The 21193-nt window shown below is 44.1% G+C and carries 19 protein-coding genes; 5 read left to right on the forward strand and 14 right to left on the reverse strand.

The window, feature by feature from the left end; all coding sequences use genetic code 11:
- Positions 1 to 26: 26 nt before the first annotated feature.
- Both FIU99_RS07760 and FIU99_RS07765 read right to left on the reverse strand, forming a co-directional pair.
- Positions 27 to 1220, reverse strand: a complete 1194-nt coding sequence (locus FIU99_RS07760) for a class I SAM-dependent methyltransferase (protein WP_006962114.1) — start codon at positions 1218 to 1220, stop codon at positions 27 to 29.
- 97 nt (positions 1221 to 1317) lie between these two features.
- Complete coding sequence (locus FIU99_RS07765) at positions 1318 to 2721, reverse strand: methyl-accepting chemotaxis protein (RefSeq protein WP_006962115.1); 1404 nt, start codon at positions 2719 to 2721, stop codon at positions 1318 to 1320.
- A gap of 93 nt (positions 2722 to 2814) precedes the next feature.
- Between FIU99_RS07765 and yccX the strand changes: the two genes are divergently transcribed.
- Positions 2815 to 3087 carry an acylphosphatase gene (gene yccX, locus FIU99_RS07770; RefSeq protein ID WP_006962116.1) on the forward strand — a complete coding sequence of 91 codons (273 nt, stop codon included), beginning with the start codon at positions 2815 to 2817 and terminating at the stop codon, positions 3085 to 3087.
- 3 nt (positions 3088 to 3090) lie between these two features.
- Here the strand turns inward: yccX and FIU99_RS07775 are convergent, their stop codons facing one another.
- From FIU99_RS07775 to FIU99_RS07800, 6 genes are all read right to left on the reverse strand, one after another.
- Positions 3091 to 3420 (reverse strand): TusE/DsrC/DsvC family sulfur relay protein, encoded by a 330-nt coding sequence (locus FIU99_RS07775; RefSeq protein ID WP_006962117.1) that lies wholly within the window; start codon positions 3418 to 3420, stop codon positions 3091 to 3093.
- A 131-nt stretch (positions 3421 to 3551) separates the two neighbouring features.
- The gene (locus FIU99_RS07780; RefSeq protein WP_019274588.1) at positions 3552 to 4214 is read right to left on the reverse strand and encodes a Bax inhibitor-1/YccA family protein; all 663 of its coding nucleotides are present in this window, start codon (positions 4212 to 4214) and stop codon (positions 3552 to 3554) included.
- Positions 4215 to 4410: 196 nt separating this feature from the next.
- Positions 4411 to 5160 carry an amino acid ABC transporter ATP-binding protein gene (locus FIU99_RS07785; RefSeq protein ID WP_006962120.1) on the reverse strand — a complete coding sequence of 250 codons (750 nt, stop codon included), beginning with the start codon at positions 5158 to 5160 and terminating at the stop codon, positions 4411 to 4413.
- A 22-nt stretch (positions 5161 to 5182) separates the two neighbouring features.
- The gene (locus tag FIU99_RS07790) at positions 5183 to 6280 is read right to left on the reverse strand and encodes an amino acid ABC transporter permease (RefSeq protein ID WP_006962121.1); all 1098 of its coding nucleotides are present in this window, start codon (positions 6278 to 6280) and stop codon (positions 5183 to 5185) included.
- A gap of 1 nt (position 6281) precedes the next feature.
- On the reverse strand, positions 6282 to 7487 hold the full coding sequence (locus FIU99_RS07795; RefSeq protein WP_038163946.1) for an amino acid ABC transporter permease: 1206 nt from the start codon (positions 7485 to 7487) through the stop codon (positions 6282 to 6284).
- Positions 7488 to 7559: 72 nt separating this feature from the next.
- Entirely contained in the window at positions 7560 to 8588 is a 1029-nt protein-coding gene (locus FIU99_RS07800) for an amino acid ABC transporter substrate-binding protein (protein ID WP_006962123.1), read from the reverse strand.
- Positions 8589 to 9050: 462 nt separating this feature from the next.
- On the opposite strand from FIU99_RS07800, the gene FIU99_RS07805 reads away from it, so the two are divergent.
- A complete protein-coding gene (locus FIU99_RS07805) occupies positions 9051 to 9992 on the forward strand; it encodes an NAD(P)-dependent oxidoreductase (RefSeq protein ID WP_006962124.1) in 942 nt (313 codons plus the stop codon).
- A gap of 56 nt (positions 9993 to 10048) precedes the next feature.
- Here FIU99_RS07805 and FIU99_RS07810 read toward each other — a convergent pair whose 3' ends face one another.
- Positions 10049 to 10534, reverse strand: a complete 486-nt coding sequence (locus FIU99_RS07810; RefSeq protein WP_006962125.1) for a YajQ family cyclic di-GMP-binding protein — start codon at positions 10532 to 10534, stop codon at positions 10049 to 10051.
- An 18-nt stretch (positions 10535 to 10552) separates the two neighbouring features.
- Complete coding sequence (locus FIU99_RS07815; RefSeq protein WP_039952371.1) at positions 10553 to 11605, reverse strand: 3-deoxy-7-phosphoheptulonate synthase; 1053 nt, start codon at positions 11603 to 11605, stop codon at positions 10553 to 10555.
- A 210-nt stretch (positions 11606 to 11815) separates the two neighbouring features.
- On the opposite strand from FIU99_RS07815, the gene FIU99_RS07820 reads away from it, so the two are divergent.
- Positions 11816 to 12703: a putative PEP-binding protein gene (locus FIU99_RS07820; RefSeq protein ID WP_006962127.1), complete on the forward strand. Its 888-nt coding sequence runs from the start codon at positions 11816 to 11818 to the stop codon at positions 12701 to 12703.
- Between the two features lie 116 nt (positions 12704 to 12819).
- Positions 12820 to 13299, forward strand: a complete 480-nt coding sequence (locus FIU99_RS07825) for a DUF4442 domain-containing protein (RefSeq protein ID WP_019276483.1) — start codon at positions 12820 to 12822, stop codon at positions 13297 to 13299.
- Here the strand turns inward: FIU99_RS07825 and FIU99_RS07830 are convergent.
- Positions 13268 to 14653 carry a hypothetical protein gene (locus tag FIU99_RS07830; protein WP_006962129.1) on the reverse strand — a complete coding sequence of 462 codons (1386 nt, stop codon included), beginning with the start codon at positions 14651 to 14653 and terminating at the stop codon, positions 13268 to 13270. The genes FIU99_RS07825 and FIU99_RS07830 overlap by 32 nt on opposite strands.
- An 89-nt stretch (positions 14654 to 14742) precedes the next feature.
- Between FIU99_RS07830 and FIU99_RS07835 the strand changes: the two genes are divergently transcribed.
- Positions 14743 to 15579, forward strand: a complete 837-nt coding sequence (locus FIU99_RS07835) for a S1 RNA-binding domain-containing protein (RefSeq protein WP_006962130.1) — start codon at positions 14743 to 14745, stop codon at positions 15577 to 15579.
- Between the two features lie 170 nt (positions 15580 to 15749).
- Here FIU99_RS07835 and rsmF read toward each other — a convergent pair whose 3' ends face one another.
- From rsmF to FIU99_RS07850, 3 genes are all read right to left on the reverse strand, one after another.
- Complete coding sequence (rsmF, locus tag FIU99_RS07840) at positions 15750 to 17174, reverse strand: 16S rRNA (cytosine(1407)-C(5))-methyltransferase RsmF (RefSeq protein ID WP_039952375.1); 1425 nt, start codon at positions 17172 to 17174, stop codon at positions 15750 to 15752.
- 91 nt (positions 17175 to 17265) lie between these two features.
- Positions 17266 to 19899, reverse strand: coding sequence for an MlaD family protein (locus FIU99_RS07845; protein ID WP_006962132.1), 2634 nt, complete (start codon positions 19897 to 19899; stop codon positions 17266 to 17268).
- Positions 19892 to 21163, reverse strand: coding sequence for a paraquat-inducible protein A (locus FIU99_RS07850; RefSeq protein WP_006962133.1), 1272 nt, complete (start codon positions 21161 to 21163; stop codon positions 19892 to 19894). Before FIU99_RS07850 ends, FIU99_RS07845 begins: the two co-directional genes overlap by 8 nt.
- Positions 21164 to 21193 lie beyond the last annotated feature (30 nt).

Here is a 21193-nt window from a genome sequence, read left to right on the forward strand (position 1 = left end):
CCTTTTCTATTAATGAATTTGTCTGATTAGATAACTTTACAAGCAAACCCTTTGAGATAGAAACCTTCCGGGTAAGCGGTATCAGTAGGATGATCTGCAGCTTGTTCAAATCGCTCGACGAACTTGACTTGTCTACCCGCATCGACCGCAGCATCCGCAATGATTTTCTGGAATAGAACTTGGTCCATAAGGCCTGAGCATGAATACGTCAGCAGCGTTCCACCAGGCTTTAGAATCTGCATTGCCAGCATGTTGATGTCTTTGTATCCGCGACATGCACCATTGAGCTGAGCTTTGCTTTCTGCAAACTTTGGCGGATCCATAATGACAACATCAAACTTGGTGCCCTGATCGCGATATTCACGTAGCAACTTAAACACGTCAGCATTGAGGAACACAGCGCGTTTTTTAGAGATATCGAACTCGTTAAGCTCAGCATTGAGCTTTGCACTATCCAGTGCTGGCTGAGAGACATCAGCGTTAATGACACGTTTTGCATCACCTTTAAGCGCATACAAGCCGAACCCACCGGTATAGGAGAAGCAGTTAAGTACCTCTTTGCCTTTAACGTATTTCATGGCTTGTTGGCGGCTGTCACGTTGATCTAAGTAGAAACCTGTTTTATGTCCGCCAACGATGTCAACGCTGATTTTGACTCCATTCTCTTCAATGACCACAGACTTTGGTGGCTCGTTACCATGTAAAACACCAGTACGTTCTTCTAAGCCTTCTTTCTTGCGTACCGCTACATCTGAGCGTTCATAAATGTTGCATTGCGGGAATACTTTTAGGAGAGCGTTTATCAGTGACTGCTTCTGGAATTCTGCGCCTGCACTTAGGAGCTGGCAAACAAGGTAGTCTTGATATTTATCGATGGTAATTCCAGGCAGCCCGTCTGATTCTGCTGCGATCAATCGGTAACCCGTTAGACCGTCACGCTCAATCACATCTTGACGAAGCAGCAGTGCGTTTTGGATACGTTTAACAAAGAAATCTTCATTTATCTCAGTTTTCTCAAAGCTCCAAACACGGGCACGAATTTGAGAGTGGGGAGAGTAAGCGCCTTTTGCCAACCATTTGCCGTCATGAGTAAAAATGTCCACTGTTTCACCTAATGAAGGCTCTCCCTCCATTTTGCGAATACCGCGAGAGAAAATCCAAGGATGTCGACGTCTTAAGGATTTATCACGGCCTTTTTCAAGATAAATAGCTGGAGTCATGTGTTTACTCAATTGATTGGTTTTGAAAGGTTGGCTATTTTCAGGGAAGTGGGAGTGAAAAGCAAATAAAAGAGCCGCCAACTGGCGGCTCTGTACATTACGCTTTAAGGCCTGTGAGTAGGTTTTCCATGGAATCACTTTGCCCTCTAAGTTGCTCGATATTTCCATTGGTTGCGTTGATCATTTCGCAGACTTGGTTGGATTGATTGCGAATTTCTTCCACACTCGCCGCGATGCTATCCGCAACAACACCTTGTTCCTCTGCCGCAGTGGCTATTTGCACACTTGCATCAGATATGGATTGGTTTTTGTCTGCCAAGGATGCGATTTCCGTATCCACTTCTGACATCAGTGCTTGGCCTTCGCCAGAGTTGACCACTGTTGTTTCCATCAATTTAGTCAGCGACTGGCTGTTGCGCTGCAAGGCTTCAATCATTGACTGAATTTCAACAGTTGACTGCTGAGTCCTTGCCGCTAATGCTCGAACTTCATCTGCCACCACGGCAAAACCTCGGCCTTGTTCACCGGCACGTGCTGCTTCGATAGCTGCGTTGAGAGCAAGTAAGTTAGTTTGCTCAGAGATACCGTTAATAGCAGTGACTACTTCATCAATTTGAGCTGCATTGGCATCAAGCTCTGCAACGGCTTGAGAAGCAGATTGGACTTCGTTAGATAACTGTGAAATGGAGGTTAGAGTATGGCCGACTTTCTGTTGTCCTTGCTGGGCAACAGAGCGTGCGTTTTCAGTTTGGGTGCTGGAGTCGTGCGCAAGGTTCGCCACTTCGCGAATCGTTGATGCCATCTCTTCCGTTGCACTCGCTAGTGAGTTCAAGTGTTCTTGCTGAGTTCCGGAAATTTCAGCGCTGTGTTGGTTAGACTGATTCAGATCAGAACTGATTTGTTGCATGAGTGCGACTGATTCCTGAATCGACAAGACTAATGACTGCTCTCGCTCCGCGACTTTATCTATGGTGATGGCAATTTCGCTAAACTCATCACGGACTTTGAAGAAGTTCATACGACTGGTTAGGTCACCATCTGCTAGGGTGTTCAGAGCTTTATTCATGGTGAACATTGCGCCACCGATAAAGGTCATAATGTAATACACACCAGAGGCGATAAGAGACAATGTCACTAGAATGATGACAATGTGCGTTGAGGAAAGGGCGGACCATAAGTTTTGACTTGGGTCTGCGACTAGACTGAATGCGCCGTTATTGACACTTATAGCCCCTTCGCCAGCACCAATCGAAATGGTTTCTGAATTTGCGAGTAGAGACGCGACCTGACTTTGAGTGAGATTAGCTGATTCAATTAGACCTTTCATCAAAACTAGTTCATCTTGATAGAGGTGGTTAAGCATTTGATCAGCAGCACTATCGAGAACGAAAGTTAGGACTAAAAGTGCGATGATAGGGAGGAAAAACAGGAGGTAAAACTTTTCCTGTATCTTTAGATGAATGAGATATTTATCAATCCAGCGAAATGGTATTTCTTTCATAATTGCTATTTCCGATGAAAAACCCGTAGTTCCATATGGGTCGTAAAACATACCAATCGAATATATCACGGACCTTGTATTGAGGGATTAGTTATGAATCAAAAGTGCGAGAAGTTCACAGTGTCTGGCATTGTTCAAGGCGTTGGCTTTCGTTATCACACCTCCCACTATGGCATGAAACTGGGCTTAACAGGCTATGCGAAGAACTTGAACAATGGAGATGTTGAAGTGGTGGTGTGTGGTAATGAAGAACAAATAGCCGACATGGCAAAGTGGTTGGAAGATGGCCCTAAGACGTCACATGTTGATTCAGTAGTCTCAGAGCCAATGTCTTATAAACCGTTTAGCGGATTCAAAATTCTTTGATATTTACAAGCATTTCGCGGGTTTTGGTAAACCTGCGAGCTTGGTTGCCTGTTTAGCAGGGCCTTGCTTAAACAGCTTAAAAAGGTATTTACTATTGCCTTTCTCAGGGCCATGCGCTTTTTCCATGGCTTTCACTAGCATTCTCACAGCTGGGGATGTGTTGAACTCTTCATAAAACTCTCGAACAAAGTGGACAACTTCCAAATGAGCTTCAGTCAGTTCGATACCTTCTTGTTCTGCAAGGATCTGAATCATGCCTTCTTCCCACTGAGTATGATCGAGTAGGTAACCCTGTGCATCAGTTTCGATTGATTTGCCGTTGTATTCAAACATTATTATAGGTCTCAAAAACTCAGATATAGAATAGGGTAGCGCAGCTTAGGTTGGGACAACAATATGTAGGAAAAGAAAAAGCCCGGAAGTTTCACCTTCCGGGCTTTATTTAATCAACTTAAGTCTACGAATTAATCGTCATTCATGATGCCTAGAATGCTAAGTAGGCTGATGAAGATGTTGTAGATAGATACATAAAGAGTAACCGTTGCAGAGATGTAATTAGTCTCGCCACCACGGATGATGCCCTGAGTTGTCATCAGAATTGCCATCGTAGAGAACACAATGAACAAGCTGCTTAGAGCCAAGTGTAAGATCGTTGACTGAATGAAGAAACTTGCAATCATGCCTACAACTAGTACAACAAATAGAGAAAGCATCAAACCGCCCATCATAGACAGATCACGCTTCGTTGTTAGAGCGTATGCAGAAGCGGCCATGAATGAAAGCGCTGTGCCGCCAAGAGCTGTTAGAACCACATCACCCATACCTGCGCCAATATAAGCATTCAGAAGAGGGCCAATGGTGTAACCAAGGAAACCGGTAAACACAAATGTAAACACGATACCCATGCTGTTGTTACGATTCTTTTCAGTCAAGTAAAGTAGGCCATAGAAGCCAACAAGCATAATGATGATACCTGGGCGAGGTAGATTCATCGCCATAGATACACCAGCAACAACCGCTGACCATAAGAGCGTCATAGAAAGTAGAGCGTAGGTGTTACGCAATACCTTATTGGTTTGTAGAGCACTTTCTTGATTCGAAGTGCGGGTAAACATAGGACTGTTCATAATCTTCCTCGTAAAGGTTTTATGTTTATAACTACATTTATGAGGGCGAACAATGAAAAAATCAAGCCCTATCAATGCATGCAGTAGAGTAAATGATAATAGAAATACAAAGTTATGTATTTTGAAAGATGTAACACAATATAACAAATAAAAAGAGGCGATCTAAATCGCCTCTTTAAAAATTTGCTCTTTTTTCTTAGTGACTTAAGATTTGAGCAAGGAAGTTTTGTGTTCTATCTGACTGAGGATTTTCGAAGAAATCGACAGGATTGTTCTCTTCAATTATCTCGCCAGCATCCATAAAGATAACTCGGTCAGCCACTTCTTTCGCGAAACCCATCTCGTGAGTTACACAGAGCATGGTCATCCCTTCTTCAGCGAGTTCTACCATAACATCCAATACTTCACGTACCATTTCTGGGTCAAGTGCAGACGTTGGTTCGTCAAACAGCATCACTTGTGGGCTCATGCATAGTGAACGAGCGATAGCTACACGTTGCTGCTGACCACCAGATAGTTGACCTGGGTATTTCTCCGCTTGATCTGGGATCTTAACCCGCTCTAGGTACTTCATTGCAATCGCTTTGGCTTCTTCCTTAGGCATCTTCTTCACCCAAATTAGCGCCAATGTGCAGTTTTCCAGAACGGTCAGGTGAGGGAAGAGGTTAAAGTGTTGGAAACACATGCCGACTTCTCGGCGCACTGCTTCTATATTCTTCAAATCTTCCGTAAGCTCATTGCCTGACACGATGATTTGACCTTTTTGGTGCTCTTCCAAGCGGTTGATGCAGCGAATCATAGTCGACTTACCTGAGCCCGACGGGCCACAAATAACGATTTTTTCGCCTTTTTTAACATCAAGATTGATGTTTTTCAGTACGTGAAACTCTCCGTACCACTTGTTCATATCCTTAATCTGGATCATGTAATCTTGTTGTTGCGTCATAATACGTCCTTGAGCTTTCTGATTATCGTTTGTGACCGGTATGAAGTTTGTTTTCTAGCCAAATCGAATATCTCGACATGCCGAAACAAAATACCCAGAACACTAACGCGACAAATACATAACTTTCTGTTGCAAACCCTAACCACTCAGGGTCAGTGTTAGCAGCTTGACCTATACCTAGTACATCAAACATACCAATGATAAGTACTAGACTTGTGTCTTTAAACAAACCGATAAAGGTGTTAACGATTGATGGAATCGTAATTTTCAGAGCTTGAGGAAGAACAATCAGCCCCATTTTCTTCCAGTAGCTTAGCCCGAGCGCATCGGCTGCTTCATATTGTCCTTTAGGTATTGCCTGTAGGCCACCACGAACGACTTCCGCCATATACGCAGCACTAAACATAACCACACCAATGAGAGCGCGGATAAGTTTATCGGTTTCAGACCCTTCTGCAAGGAACAATGGCAGCATTACCGACGCCATAAACAGAACTGTGATGAGCGGTACACCGCGCCAAACCTCGATGTAGACGGTACAGATACTTCGAATGATTGGCATTTCTGAACGTCGACCCAGCGCCAGTGCTACACCAATAGGCAGAGACACAACGATACCGACCAACGCAATGATTAGCGTAACCAGCAATCCGCCCCATTTGTGTGTTTCTACAACTTCTAGCCCAAATACGCCGCCGTACAGCAGTGCCGCGATAATAAATGGGTAGATGTTGACGAAAAACAGCCAAATCCAAAGACGTTTCGGTGTTTTCTCATACGCAAGCAACACAGTGAAAATGGCTAACGTGAAGTAAAATAGGCGAGGGCGCCACAGCTCTTCCTGAGGGTAGAAGCCGTACATGAACTGTTCCCAGCGAACACTGATGAACACCCAACATGCTCCATCCCGTGTACATGCATCGCGTGTGGTTCCGACCCAATCTGCTTTAAGGATTGACCAATCAAACACTGTCCACAGAAGTGATATCGCTAAATACGCTAAGACAACCGTAAGGATAGAGTTTACCGGGCCATTGAATAGGTTTTTGCGTAGCCACCCGACCACACCGACCGTATTAGCTGGTGGTGGCAGATCTGGCTGAAATTGATGTACTTTCATGCTATCTCTCCACCAAAGCAACTTTACGGTTATAGATATTCATCAGAGCTGAGGTAATCAAACTCAATGAGAGGTAAACGGCCATTGTCATCGCAATGATTTCAATTGCCTGACCTGTCTGGTTGAGCGTTGTACCTGCAAACACAGAGACCAAGTCTGGATAACCAATTGCCATCGCAAGAGATGAGTTCTTGGTCAGGTTTAAATATTGGCTTGTCAGAGGTGGAATGATGATTCGCAGTGCTTGTGGAACAATAACGAGCTTCAATGTTCTTGAGCGGGGTAAGCCAAGTGACATTGCTGCTTCTGTTTGCCCATGGCTAACGGCATTGATACCTGAACGTACAATCTCAGCAATGAAGGACGCAGTATAGATACTCAACGCCAGAAGTAGCGCTGCCAGCTCCGGGATGATGCTAACTCCACCTTTAAAGTTGAAGCCTTTAAGTTCAGGATATTCTGCCGAGATAGGTGAACCCATTAGGAAGTAAACCACAGTTGGGAAGACAACAATCAAACCCAACGCAATTCGTCCCATTGGTGTCTGCTGACCTGTAAGACGTTGTTTGTTACGCGCCCAAATACTGATAAAGACAGTGGCAATGATACCAATCACGAATGAAGCAATGACAATTGATGAGCCAGCTTCAAAAATTGGTGATGGGAAATAAAGCCCACGCACGTTTAAGAAAATGGCTTCGCCTAGACTGAGGCTCTGTCTCGCAGAAGGTAGCGCCTGTAGGACAGCGAAATACCAGAAGAAGATCTGTAGAAGAAGAGGGATATTTCGGAACGTCTCAATATAAACAGCAGCAAGGCGACTTACTAGCCAGTTTGATGACAGACGAGCAATACCCATAACAAAGCCTATAACTGTGGCAAGGATAATGCCGAGAACAGAAACTAAGGCAGTGTTGAGGAGGCCGATAATAAATGTGCGGCCATAGGAATAAGTTTCATCGTATTCAATCAGCGTTAGGCCAATCCCAAAGCCTGCTTCTTGCGTCAGAAACCCAAAACCCGTGGCTATACCACGTGCTTCCAAGTTAGTCAGTGCATTATTGACAATCGTGTAGAAGAAAAAGACCAGAGCCAGTATCGCAATAATTTGAAATACGACCGATCGAAAGGTGGGATTGTATAAAAGGCTAGCGTTAGAAGTCGGTCCGTTATCCGTCTTCGACGCAACAGTATTAGTAGGTTTCATACAGCTATAACCTCAAATCCATTTTTTGTAAAAAGGGCGGCTCACACCGCCCATTTTGTTGTTATGTTTTGCTTAACGGATTGGTGGAGCGTACATAAAGCCGCCCGCATTCCATAGTGCATTTACACCACGTGAGATTTGTAGTGGAGAACCCTTACCTACAGTACGCTCGAAGCTTTCGCCGTAGTTACCCACTTGCTTAATAACTTGGTAACCCCAGTCGTCTCGAATACCTAGGCCTTTACCTTTCGGACCATCCACACCCAAAATACGTTTCACGTTTGGATCTTTAGATTTTAGCATCTCATCCGCATTTTTAGAGGAAATGCCGTACTCTTCCGCATTCACCATTGCTGAAAGAGTCCACTTAGCGATGTTGAACCATTGATCGTCGCCTTGACGTACTACAGGGCCGAGAGGCTCTTTAGAAATGATTTCTGGTAGTACCTCAGCTGAACTTGGATCTTGAAGGTTTAAGCGAAGTGCATATAGACCAGATTGGTCAGTAGTTAGCACGTCACAACGACCTGCATCGAAACCTTTTGAAGTTTGAGCTGCTGTATCGAATACTACAGGCTTGTATGACATACCGTTATTACGGAAGTAGTCAGCTAGGTTTAGCTCTGTCGTTGTACCAGACTGAACACAAACCGAAGCACCATCGAGTTCTTTTGCACTCTTAAGACCAAGGTCCTTCTTAACCATAAAGCCTTGACCATCGTAGTAGTTAACACCTACAAAGTTCAGACCCAGAGCAGTATCGCGGTGAAGTGTCCATGTTGTGTTACGAGATAAAACGTCAATTTCACCCGATTGCAGAGCGGTGAAACGTTCTTTAGCGGTTAAAGGCACATACTTAACTTTTGATTTGTCACCAAGTACAGCAGATGCAAGAGCTTGACAGTATTCCACGTCGATGCCTTCCCATTCACCCTTTGAGTTAGGGTTAGAGAATCCTGGTAGACCAGTACTTACACCACAAGTTAGGAAACCCTGCTTAGTCACTTTATCCAGAGTGCTATCTGCTGCAGAAGCACTCGTAGACATAAGAGCAGTCGAAGCAGCTACTACTGAAGCAAGAAGTGTTAGTTTGTTCGCCATTTGTATCCTTCCTGTATGATCCATGTTAAACCAGGTAACACCTGATACAACGAATGAAAAAATTGTTGTGTTTCAATAGTTATTGGCTGATTACTCAATTTTGAGTTGTATATAAATCAACCGTTTATAAGCGTAGGAAAGGATCAGTAAATTCTCAAATATATAATTTAAAAAGATTTATTAAACGAATTTACGAATCCGACCTGTAATTAGAATGACCAAATGTTAAGCGAATGTAAATAGTGCAAGACATCACACTAATGGTGCAAACGTAGAGACTCTCTATAAGTTAGTGTTTACACAATATTTACATTTCGTTCATTTCATAAGGTTTAAAACATAATTCTATAAATAACATTAAATTTGGTGATAAATTATGCGTTTGCCATTGTTGGGTTTATCGATGTGCCCCATCTTTGGTAGTATCTTCTACATAGGTCGTATCATTGCCCAAGGATAGAAATGCAGTATTTTCCTCTGTTTATGAATCTTACCGACAAACCTGTTCTGGTTGTGGGGGGAGGAGAGGTCGCTTGCCGAAAAGTAGATAGTCTGATTCGCGCAGGTGCAAACGTCACCATAGTGTCACCCAAAGTTGAGTCTTACCTACAAAAACTTGCGGAGGATGGCGAGTGTTTGTGGATACAGAACTTTTATTCGGAAGAGCTGTTAGAGCGCAAATACATTCAAGTATGGGCGACAACAGATAATCCAGAGCTCAATCATCGCGTTTATCATGATGCTAAAGCATTGGGCTTACTAGTGAATGTGGTCGATGATCAGCCCTATTGTGACTTCATTACGCCTTCGATGATAAATCGCGGGAGAATTCAGATTGCGATTTCCAGTGGAGGGGCATCGCCAGTTTTGGTTCGTAATATCAGAGAACAGTTTGAAGCTACTTTGCCGCAAAACCTGTCACTACTTGCGGATTTCGGCGCATCAAAGCGGAACGACATCAAACAGCGATTACCTTCTGTTGATTTACGACGTAAGTTTTGGGAATCATTCTTTAGCAACCCAGAAACTGAATTGGCAACGGAGCGCTCGCAGTTAGAGAGTGTGTATCTGAGCACATTTGAAAATCAGATCGAAGACAAAGGCACAGTGACTTGGATAGATTATGGGAATGATGTCGAGCTTCTTCCTCTTAAAGCACTGCGAATTATGCAGCAAGCAGAGCTTGTGTTCTTTGACAAAGATTGTCCGTTTGAGTTTGTGGATTTAATTCGAAGAGATGCTGAGAGAGAAGAATACCGTGATGACGTGGGCTTGTCGGAAAGGTTGGCCAGTGCAAAAAGCGAAAATTTACGAGTGGTCGTCTTGGTCGCGCCAGATTCATCTCAATATAAGTTGCTTAAGAATAGTGATATGCACATTAGGTTAGGCGTGGTTGGTAGTTAGTAAAAATAAGCCCGCATTCGCGGGCTTATTTGATAAATCATAATCCAACGCGCTAGCTAGTCACGAAAGTTATCGTACTGGAATGGTTGGCCTAAATCAGCTTCTCGAATCATGGCGATGGTTGATTGCAGATCGTCACGTTTTTTACCCGTAACCCGAACCTTTTCACCTTGAATGGATGCCTGCACTTTTAGCTTGGCATCTTTAATTGCTTTCACTACTTTCTTAGCTGTCGGCGTATCAATACCTTGTTTGAATACGACAATTTGATGCCAGTTCTTGCCTGATGCTTCTTCAGCTTTTGCTTCCATTGCATTGACGTCGACACCGCGCTTTGTCAGGTGTGAGCGTAGAATGTCGCGCATTTGCTTAAGCTGGAAGTCACCCTCAGCATTCAAACGCACAGATTCATCTTTTTGCATTTCAAATGATGCTTCAACACCACGGAAATCAAAGCGAGTAGACAATTCACGAGATGCATTATCTACTGCGTTACGAAGTTCAACCGTATCGATTTCAGATATAATATCAAAAGATGGCATTACTCTTATTCCTCTCGTTTAACCGCGTGATTTAACGGCAGCTGCCAGCATATCTAGCATTGTTGCTGTATCTTCCCAACTCAGACACGGATCTGTGATTGACTGACCGTATGTAAGGTTGTTGATGTCTTTCATTGGCTGATTGCCTTCGATGATAAAGCTTTCTGCCATAATACCCGCAATCTGATTTTTACCAGATGTGATCTGTTCGCAAATGTTTTGTGCAACATCAAGTTGCTTACGGTGTTGCTTTTGGCAGTTAGCATGGCTGAAATCGACCACTAGGCGCTGAGGTAACTCAAACTCTGCCAGTTGCTGGCAAGCCGCTTCTACAGACTCTGCATCAAAGTTCGGCCCTTTGTCACCACCACGAAGGATAACGTGGCCATACGGGTTACCGCTTGTGCGATAAACAGTCATGCGACCATTTTTGTCCGGTGAATAGAAGTAATGAGAGGCTTTAGAAGCGCGAATCGCATCAATCGCAATTTTAATGTTGCCGTTTGTACCGTTCTTAAAACCGACAGGGCAAGAAAGCGCTGACGCCATTTCACGGTGAATCTGAGACTCAGTGGTACGTGCGCCAATCGCACCCCAAGTGATTAGGTCTGCAATGTACTGGCCAGTAATCATGTCGAGGAACTCAGTAGCTGTCGCAAGACCTAGCTTGTTGATATCTAGAAGTAGCTTACGTGCTTTGTTAAGGCCCGTCTCGAGTGCATAAGAACCATCAAGATTTGGGTCCGTGATCAGGCCTTTCCAGCCAACTACAGTACGAGGCTTTTCAAAGTACGTACGCATGACGACAAACAATTCGTCTTTGTATTGCTCTTGGATATCAGACAGGCGTTTAGCGTAGTCAAGAGCAGCGTCGGTATCGTGTACAGAACATGGGCCGACAATCACCAATAAGCGATCATCTTCCCCTATAAGAATTTTTTCAATTTGACGGCGAGATTTAGCGATGCGTTCCGCTACATCGTCCGTAATTGGGTGGGCGCTTCCAAGCTCAGCCGGAGTCGGCATCGGACCCAGTGGCTGGGTTCTTAATTCATCGGTTTTGAGTGGCATACAATAGCCTGTTCTTTTTATTGCGAAGCGGTAAAGATAACGGAAACGTCAGCAGGAATAAACCTCTTATCTGCATTCTTAGTGTGTCTACCTATAGTGAGTGAAATATTATTCACTTATGGTTACTAAAAATGCTCTTCGGGCTTGTTTTACTTTGGTTCTATCGGTATGTTCAGGAAAGAATCAAACAATAAAATGCACGGAGCAGTAATGAGCATTAATACTTCAGGTGAATTGCATTCAGAACTTAACTTAGGTGATGCGATACCGGGTGAAGAATCGTCATCAGAAAGCACGCACCTCTTTGTTTCTCTTTCCGATTTAGTCTCAGAAAATATTTTCTATCACCCATGCTATACAAATGTTGAGTCCACTCTGAGTGACGTTGAACTCAGCTCCATTGACGCGATACTTGGCGAAGTTTCGATGGAAGAACATTTCGTTGCCACGTTAACTGAACGAATTATGCAGTCGGTGAAGCCCAACCATCAATCTGTGCGTGTCGCTTTAGGTAATGCTGATAGTTATGAGTTGAGCTCACTTCTCGGTGGGAAAGCTGAAGCACAAGAAATCAACCCAGCATTGGGGTTACGCGGTGTATCTCGCTATGCTCAAACGAAGTTTAGTTCTGCATTCGCTCTAGAGTGTCAGGTGATCAAGGCGTTGCAGCAGCAGGGTGTTCACGTTGAGATTGTTGTGCCTTTTGTCCGAGCACTGTCTGATGCAGCGAAGATCATTGATTTACTGGCAGAGCAGGGGCTACCAAGAGGTTTAAACGGGTTGAAGGTTTTGTATACCGTTGACGTACCTTCCGCAGCGTTGCTCTCGGAGCGCTTATTGCATTACTTCGACGGCTTAGTTATCAACCTAGAGAATCTCACTCAGTTTACACTTGGTGTCGACAGGCTCAGTGAGGAATTGGAACATCTTTTCGATCCTCAGAGCGAAGCTGTAATCGACCTTATTGATATGGCTGTAAAAGCGGCAAATCACAGTAATAAGCCAGCATTGGTCGTGAGTAGTGGGCTCGCTAGCTACAATAAAATACAAGAATATGTTCTTGAGCATACTTATATTCAAGTTGTTGTGACGGCGTAACCCAAAAATAGGTGACTTTGCTATAACTTCAAAAGGTTGATGTTAACAAAATGTTGACATCAACCTTTGTTCGTTATGAACTAAAGAAACACATAACAACATGTCGGACCAGTGAAATGCTCTCCCCACTTGCTAAAGCCAATTTGTACCTCAAACTTTTCGGATTTTTCAAAGTACCATTGATTTGGTTGTGCCGGCCTAAAATACTCAAACTGGATTCTGATTCAGTCGAAATCAAAATACCTCTAAAAAGAAAGACGAAGAACCATCTCAATAGTATGTACTTTGGTGTGTTGGCGATTGGTGCCGATGTGGCAGGTGGTTTTATGGCGATGAGTAAAGCTCAAGACAGAGGCCATAAAGTGTCTCTGGCCTTTAAAGCCGTAGATGGGCAATTTCTTAAAAGGCCCGAAGGGGATGTTCATTTTGTGTGTAACGATGGGGCACTCATTGACAAAATGTTGGATGAAACACTGGAATCCGGAGAGCGAATTAATCAGCCAGTGAAGATCACTGCCATCTGCCCAAGCTTACATGGCGACGAACCGATGGCAGAATTCCAACTTACTCTGTCATTGAAGAGAATGGGTGGCTAATGTCATCCACTTCCATCTGTTCAATGGCAACAATTTTGTTTCTGTTGAGCACGATTTTCCAACGATAATAGTTGGGTTCGTCATTGTGATTGTCTTCTCTGGCAATTAGATTTATCAAATGACGTTTCTCGACAGATTCTTTACTGACTTGGCTATTATTGAGCGTGTAAACCTTATTTGAACCCTTGTCCATCAGTCGCATAAATGGTCGCATGCTCAACATCATGGATTCGCGAGTTTCTTCATAACCACTCATAAACTTAGAGGTCGACATCTCTGTTTCTGAACGATAGTGAAGGATCTGTTCTTCACGCTGTACAACGCGTTTTTTACGTATGAGCTGAATACGATCAGGCAATTTGAGCAAGTTCTTATAGTCCAGCCACTCAAGCTTCTGGCCAACTGCTTTGTTTGTAGTTGGGTCTAGGTAATACTTACGCCACTTGGGCCGCCCTTTACGTATCCACCGCCACATCACATCGCGAAGATCATCTTTAAAAATCTCACGCAAAGCGTAGACAAACGACATCAGAATGATGAAAGAGACCGTGATTTCACCCCAATAATCTCGCGCTAGAATGGCGGTAATGGTAACGAAAACCATAACAAAACCCGTAGCCGAGCCTTTGACAACACGCTTCATATTTTTGCCGAGCGACTGAGTTTTTGCGTTTAATACAACTGGGTGCTCAATCAAACGGCGTAGCAATCTCATTTTGTTACTGAGTCGCGTTACGTCGTCACGAACACTTTTTGAGTTGTAGTTATTGAGCTTACGGTGTGCTGCTTCTTTTTCGACGATAGCTAACAGCCGATCTTTGATCGTCTTGTAGTCACTATCACGTGGCATATGAGCGATGAGAGACATAAAACGTTGGCCAGTGTACCAAGACAGGTAATTGTCGATGTTGGCATAGTAACGCTTTAGGCTCTCTTCGTAAGGGATACTACGTCTTAGCTTTTTCAGGATATCTAAGGCAAGTTCAATTACTTCATCCACTTCTTCTGTCGTGATGACATCGGAATTGTGTTTGTTCAGTTCATTCACTGCTTTGTCTAGAGCAATCACATACTGATAGGCGAACAAACTCAAACTTACACGGTACTGCGTTGATGAAAGGCGTCCCCGTTTCGCCAATCGACTGTGTACGAGTGGAAGAAGGGTTTTGTCACTAAAGTAGGCTCTTTTTTGAATGATCGACTCGTAGTAAATCTCACTCTCTTTGAGTACATCTGGTGTTAGGCCGAGTTCGCCAGGGATGAAAAAATAGAGGTCGAGATCTGACTTTTTAGACGAAGCCATAGCGTGGGAAATCTTAAGAGTGATGCCGTCCTGCTTATCAACGGTGAGCAATGAGTACTCCTGAAAAAATTCTAATTATCTGGCGAAAGCATAACAGAGTTTCGGTATAATCACCGCAAATTTAGCAAGAGACAGTTGAAATGATTAAAGTTGGTCAGATAAACCACTTAGAAGTAGTAAAAAAAGCAGATTTTGGCGTATTTCTCGATGCAGGTGATTTCGGAACAAGCTTATTACCTAATCGCTTTGTTCCAGAAGGAACAGAAGTAGGCCAGTTTGTTGATGCATTTTTGTACTTCGATTCTGACAATCAGCTGGTTGCAACCACTGAAACTCCAATAGCTCAAGTCGGTGAGTGGGGGTTGATGACAATCGAAGGCGTAAACAGTACTGGCGCTTTTGCTGACTGGGGAATCAAAGGCAAAGATCTGCTTATCCCATTCAGTGAGCAACGCACGCGCTTTAAAGCAGGCCAGAATGTGCTGGTATACGTCTATACCGATAAGGCATCAGGCCGAATTGTCGGTACCACTAAATTTAATAAGCTGTTGGATAAAACGCCTGCTAACTACCAACGTAACCAACAAGTCGAACTCATAATCGCTGAACGCAGTGACTTAGGTTACAAAGCGATTGTGGAAGGCCAGCACTGGGGAATGATCTTCAAATCCGATGTCTTTGGTAAATTGTTTGTCGGTAAACGACTCAAAGGGTACATCAAGGGCATTCGCGAAGATGGCAAAGTGGACCTTTCTTTACAGAAAATCGGCGTTGCTAAGATGGATGACTTGAGTCAGAAAGTACTGGATCTACTTGAAAAGAAAGGCGGTTTTCTTCCTTTGAATGACAAATCATCACCGGAAAGCATTTTTGCTGCGTTTCGCACCAGTAAAGGTACATTCAAGAAAACAATCGGTGGTCTGTATAAGCAAGGAAAAATTACGATAGAGAAAGATGGCATTCGCATCGCTTCGTAATTGAAGTCAAAAAAAGGCCCGAAGCGGATATTGCTTTGGGCCTAGGGGAATGGCTCTTACAGAGCCTGCGCTAACTGGTTGATATTCGATGATTTATCATTAAGTAAAGTGTAGTACATCATCACAGTTTCGCTAGGCATCTCTGGCATTTCCTACTAATATTTTGCGGTTTAGAATAGATTTTTATCTCGTACTAGCTCTCTAGGTAGACCATTCTTCACTCGATTCCCAACCCATTTTCCTAATCCAATCACATCGTTACCAAGCTTTACAATCACTTCACCTTTACCTGACTGGTTTTCTGGTCGAACGTCTCTACCCATAAACCATTCACGGGCATCGTCTGTAGAAAGTGTGACGCAGTTTGACTCTTGGCCAGTAGCTAACGCTGTCGCGACCTGATGCTGCCATCGGTAGCCTTTCTTATGAGCTTCAGCGATTTTAATCCCCATCCTTGAGAAACGAAATTCACCAAGCATAGGTTCTAGTGCATTAGGGAAGAGCCAGACATCATTGTCGCGCATCCAAACTCCTGAATCTTTGGGAAGCTCGATATCTAAACTGTCATGCAGCTGTTTACTGATTTCTTGATGAACTTTGTTCGATGCTTTTTTGAATGGGAATTTACCTAGGCGCTTTTTCACTTGTGGTGCTTCAGTAGAACCAAGCTTTTTCATTCTGGCGACAAAGAAGCCTTCACAATCATACATTTGAGGGAAAATGTGCAGAAAGCCTTCTTCGGTTAACGCTTTCTCTGATTCAGGGAAGAGAGAATCCAGAGGCTCAAATTCTACGAGGTCACCAAACTGTTCTTTCAAGTGCAAACAGACTTGCTGGTTTTCTTCGATGCTTAATGTACACGTTGAATAAACCATAACACCGCCAGGCTTAAGTGCGTAAAACGCGCTTTCTATTAGATCTTTCTGGGTGTCAGCGATGGATAAAACGGAATCTTTGCTCCAGTTTTTCATCGCATCTGCATCCTTACGCACTGTGCCTTCACCTGAGCAAGGAGCATCAATCAATACGGCATCAAACTGTTCTGGCAGCCAGCCACCAAAGACTCGGCCGTCATAATTACTCAGCGCGGCGTTGCGCACACCACAGCGCTCAATATTGGCATGCAAGACCTTGACTCTACTCGATGAGAACTCATTGGCGACGAGCACACCTAAGTTATCCATTTCTGCCGCAATTTGAGTGGTTTTTGAACCCGGTGCAGCTGCCATGTCAAGCACACTAAGGAAGTCGTCATTCTGATCTTGAAACAAGGCAGACACAGGCATCATTGAGCTGGCTTCTTGAATATAGAACAAGCCGGACATGTGTTCTGCCGTGTTGCCAAGTGGGGTTTCTGATTCGTCGGCCTCGATCCAAAAACCTTCTTCACACCATGGTACGGGTGACAGTTGCCAGCCTTTTTCTTGAGCTCGCTGAGTAAACTCTGAGATAGAAATCTTCAACGTGTTTACGCGAATACTTTTACGGAGCGGACGTTGACACGCGGCGACAAAGTCTTCCATATTGAGGCCGTCAGGAAGAATGGCTTCCATTTCTTTCAAAAATTCTTCGGGTAAGTAGACGTTCTGATGCAAAGTTCTATCTCAGTTTTTACAGGGGCCGGAATTATAGCGGATTGAAAAACAAAACGCAGCGAAATCGCTGCGTTTGAAAGCCTAATGTTGTTTATGGTTTCGGAATAGCGGTGCGCCATGTCTTCCAACTCTCCTCTGGTGTTGGATAGAGGAAGAAAGATTGACCAGGCTGGGCTATAGGCTGAAGCTGACTGTTCTCAGGAGTTGAAAAGGTGATTCCGCCTCTCACAATACTGTCTATGGTTCCCGCTTTGATGTTGGCACCGCCTAGGCCGATGGAAACATCAACACCTGAAGTGTTCCAGAAAATGCTATTTTGTCTTACAAGATAAGCGTAGTTGGGCTGGATTGAAATGGTCGAGACAACGCGATCAGCAAACTCTCCGAGTTCTACATTAATCACTTTACCTACTTCAATTTCTCTATAGAGTACAGGTGTGCCTTTAGCGACTGAGCCACGAGACTCGCTTTGTAGGGTGAAGGATACCCCCTGATTATCTCTCTCTTCTTTATTGAGATGGAAAGTATGTTGAGCTTTACCTTCACCAGGGACTACGTTAATAGTTTGAGTGAGAAGGTTCTGAAGATTCTTCACACCATTCAAGCCAACAGTCGCTTGAGCAGCCCAGAAGTAACTACCTTCGGTTGCTAGCTTGTCTGCATACTCAGGCAGCACTCGCAGTTTAATTTCAACACGCTCACGCTTAAAATCAGGTATAACAAGGGTGACTTCACCCACTTGTACACCGTTATATTTTACCGCTGTTCCTTTGGTAATATTGTTCTCACCCTCAGCATTGAGCGTAATGACATGGCCAAACTTTCGCGCAGTTTTGAAATCTTGATAGAGCAGCCATTTATCATTTTGTTTGTTTTCGACACCCGGCAAAGAATCGAAAGCGATACCGCCTTGAATGAGTGATTTCAAAGGCGCAGCCTTAACACTGATACCAGCTAGAGTAGCATCCACTTCAACGCCGGAACGGTTCCAAAAGACAGTCTGTTCAGTGACAAGGTGTTTGTATTGGTTTTCAATACTCGCGGTAATGATCACACCACCATCAACAAGGTGGAAATCGGAAATGCTACCCACTTGCAGGTTACGATAAAGTAGTGGGCTGCCTTTGCTGATAGAGGGAAGCTCGTTAGCAAACAGCGTAATACGTTCTGAGCCAGACATATTGTATTTCGCCAATTCCGCTAGGGACTTACTTGGATACAATGTGTATTGCTCTCTAGGGTTGTCAGAACCTTCGCTAACAAAACTGATAGAACCTGTAAGAAGCTGCTGTGCTGGCGGGACGTTGATGTTCAGTCCAGATTCAGTGAGCTCAGCTGTGGCGCTACCTGTGACGAAGAATCGGTTCTGTGATTTAATTAGCTCGGCGTAGGTTTTATCCACCAGAACGTCCAAGTTTACCTTCTCACCTTTGAGCGATACTTTCGTTACTTCACCAACGGTGATGCCTCGGTATAGGACGTTAGCACCAGCTCCAAGTCCGAATGAATTGTCAGCAACCAGTGTTAGGGCCACAGATTTAGCTTGTTGTTTATTAAACTGTTCTTTGCGAATGGCGGAGAAATAGCGCGAGCGATCGCCTTTTCCTGGAACCAGAGTAAGGAAATTACCTTTAACTAGGTTTGTTAGGTTTTCCACACCAGAAAGAGAGACTTTTGCTTCTTCGAGGATAAAGTTACTGCCGCTCGTCAGCATGTCTGAGAAAGCTGGCTGAATGGCGGCAGAGGCGACAATCTCTTTTCGCCCATTACTGAGTTGTAAATCAGTGATCTGGCCGATTTCGATTCCACGGTACATGATAGGAGCACCAGTCGGACTGATTTGATTGTCGTCTGGCAGGGTGATTTTAATTGGTATACCACGACCCGCGGTTTTTAGATCAGGGTAGAGTTTAAAGCGAGTATTATCGGCAACAGGTTCTCCGCCATCTGGCGAGTCGACAGCAATAGAGCCACCAATCAGAGCACTTAAACTCTCTAATCTGACATCAACACCTTCAAAACCAATATTAGCGCCGATACCGCTGACATTCCAGAACCTACTTTCGTCGGTAATGACCTTTCGGTATTCATCGTGAATTGATGCCTGAATGAGGACATTTTTACCTTGGCCGTCAAGTTGGTAGCTGTAGACTTCACCAATTGGAATCTTACGATAGACTATTTGCGAGCCAACAGAAATGCCGCCGAGATCTTCTGCTCGGAGGGTGATGTTCAAGCCTTCATTCGCAAGAATATCTGAAGGAGCTCGTTCAAGCGCAGTAAACTTTGTTTCAGGTTCCGCTGGGTTATCACTAGGTTGGATTGCAATGTAGTTACCGGACACCAGAGCGTCTAAGCCTGAAATGCCTGAAAGGCTAGCGGTCGGTTTTACCATCCAGAAGCGGGTTTCTTTTGAAAGTAATTTGGCGGCTTCAGGGTAGATATCTGCTTCGACATAAATACTCTCAAGATCTTCAGCCAAGTTAATATCACGCACCATGCCGACTTCGAGACCCTGATAGCGAATGGTAGTTCGACCTGCAACTAAGCCCTGAGCATCAGAGAAGTAGATCTGAATTCGCTGACCGGCGTCGTTAATCGCCTTAATAACTAACCAACCTGCGAGCACCATGGTCAACACGGGTAATAACCACAGCGGTGACACACCTTTATTGCGCTTAACGTCTGGTGAGTAAGAAGGCTGATTAGAAGATGAATTAGTCATTTAAAGGTTCTTCTCTTTTCTCTGATTTGCTCTTAGCTGAATCTGGGTAATTGTCCCACAACAGTCTTGGGTCAATACTCTCTGCCGCCAGCATAGTCAATACAACAACGATTCCAAACGCAACCGCCCCATACCCTGGAGTAAAGTCGAGTATCTGGCCGCGGTCGACTAAGGTCATCATGATAGAAATAACAAACAAATCCATCATGGACCAACGTCCTATCCATTTAATAACAAAATAGATGATCATTCTCTGACGATGAAATACTTTGCGCTTGAATTGGATCGCGAGCAATAAGTACGCCAAACCGATGATTTTGGCGACGGGAACGACAATACTCGCTACAAATATAATGACCGCAATGCCTGGCATACCATTTTTTACCAGTGACGCAACGCCGGAAAAAATGGTGTCTTCAAGCCTTTGTCCATTGGTAATTAAAATCGATATTGGGATGAGGTTTGCCGGAAAAATAGCAATCGTAGCGGCAACAAGATAAGCCCAAGTCACTTGTACGGAACGAGGCTTACGGTGATAAATGGGTTTGTGGCACCGAACACACTCTGTTCCTTCTGGTTGAGAAAGATGACAATGGTGGCAGTGGAGTTGTTTTTCTTTGAAATGATAAGAACGTTCAGACTCGTACGCTTCCCAATAGCGACGCACACTTACTCGTGTGACAAGCATGACTGTCGCGATCTGTAACAGGACCAAACCATATAAACCGACGCCCACGTATATGTCGGAATAGTCCTGCAACTTAAAGCAGGAAATAGCGACGCTGACGAGAAATACATCAATCATCACCCAGTTTTTGAGGTGTTGAATCGTATAAAGCGAATATTTGAGTAACGGAAAATTACGTTGCTTTAATGCAGCGTGAGCAGTTAGGACCGAACCGCTGACTAGTAAAGGAGCGATGGAGCTGCAAAAGATAATTAATAAAGATAGGAAAACAAAACCTTCATCAAATAGCGTGAAAACGCCAGAAGGTAAGGTCGCTGGAATCATGACGCCAAATAGGCGAATACTAATAAAGTCAAAGAAATGAGAAGGAATGAAGAGCAAGAGGCAAGTAATTGCAATGGCGAGGTTGCCGGACAATGAAGGCGTACCTCCACGATATAACTTGCTTCCACAGCGTGGACAATAAGCGCTTTTGCCTCGCTCGACACTGACAGTATCTATTGGGAGTTCACACCCATGGCATAATCTTACATGTGAAGCTTCGGAAAGGTGAGACGTTAATTTAGGAGGGCTCATATCACCCTCCAAATTTTAAGAAATAGTAGG

Source organism: Vibrio sp. THAF64, from assembly GCF_009363455.1.
GTDB lineage: Bacteria > Pseudomonadota > Gammaproteobacteria > Enterobacterales > Vibrionaceae > Vibrio > Vibrio coralliilyticus.

Excerpts from the sequence above, each read along its gene's own strand:
- FIU99_RS07760 (WP_006962114.1), bottom strand. The coding sequence starts at position 1,220 with ATGACTCCAGCTATTTATCTTGAAAAAGGCCGTGATAAATCCTTAAGA.
- FIU99_RS07765 (WP_006962115.1), bottom strand. The coding sequence starts at position 2,721 with ATGAAAGAAATACCATTTCGCTGGATTGATAAATATCTCATTCATCTA.
- yccX (WP_006962116.1), top strand. The coding sequence starts at position 2,815 with ATGAATCAAAAGTGCGAGAAGTTCACAGTGTCTGGCATTGTTCAAGGC.
- FIU99_RS07775 (WP_006962117.1), bottom strand. The coding sequence starts at position 3,420 with ATGTTTGAATACAACGGCAAATCAATCGAAACTGATGCACAGGGTTAC.
- FIU99_RS07780 (WP_019274588.1), bottom strand. The coding sequence starts at position 4,214 with ATGAACAGTCCTATGTTTACCCGCACTTCGAATCAAGAAAGTGCTCTA.
- FIU99_RS07785 (WP_006962120.1), bottom strand. The coding sequence starts at position 5,160 with ATGACGCAACAACAAGATTACATGATCCAGATTAAGGATATGAACAAG.
- FIU99_RS07790 (WP_006962121.1), bottom strand. The coding sequence starts at position 6,280 with ATGAAAGTACATCAATTTCAGCCAGATCTGCCACCACCAGCTAATACG.
- FIU99_RS07795 (WP_038163946.1), bottom strand. The coding sequence starts at position 7,487 with ATGAAACCTACTAATACTGTTGCGTCGAAGACGGATAACGGACCGACT.
- FIU99_RS07800 (WP_006962123.1), bottom strand. The coding sequence starts at position 8,588 with ATGGCGAACAAACTAACACTTCTTGCTTCAGTAGTAGCTGCTTCGACT.
- FIU99_RS07805 (WP_006962124.1), top strand. The coding sequence starts at position 9,051 with ATGCAGTATTTTCCTCTGTTTATGAATCTTACCGACAAACCTGTTCTG.
- FIU99_RS07810 (WP_006962125.1), bottom strand. The coding sequence starts at position 10,534 with ATGCCATCTTTTGATATTATATCTGAAATCGATACGGTTGAACTTCGT.
- FIU99_RS07815 (WP_039952371.1), bottom strand. The coding sequence starts at position 11,605 with ATGCCACTCAAAACCGATGAATTAAGAACCCAGCCACTGGGTCCGATG.
- FIU99_RS07820 (WP_006962127.1), top strand. The coding sequence starts at position 11,816 with ATGAGCATTAATACTTCAGGTGAATTGCATTCAGAACTTAACTTAGGT.
- FIU99_RS07825 (WP_019276483.1), top strand. The coding sequence starts at position 12,820 with ATGCTCTCCCCACTTGCTAAAGCCAATTTGTACCTCAAACTTTTCGGA.
- FIU99_RS07835 (WP_006962130.1), top strand. The coding sequence starts at position 14,743 with ATGATTAAAGTTGGTCAGATAAACCACTTAGAAGTAGTAAAAAAAGCA.
- FIU99_RS07845 (WP_006962132.1), bottom strand. The coding sequence starts at position 19,899 with ATGACTAATTCATCTTCTAATCAGCCTTCTTACTCACCAGACGTTAAG.
- FIU99_RS07850 (WP_006962133.1), bottom strand. The coding sequence starts at position 21,163 with ATGAGCCCTCCTAAATTAACGTCTCACCTTTCCGAAGCTTCACATGTA.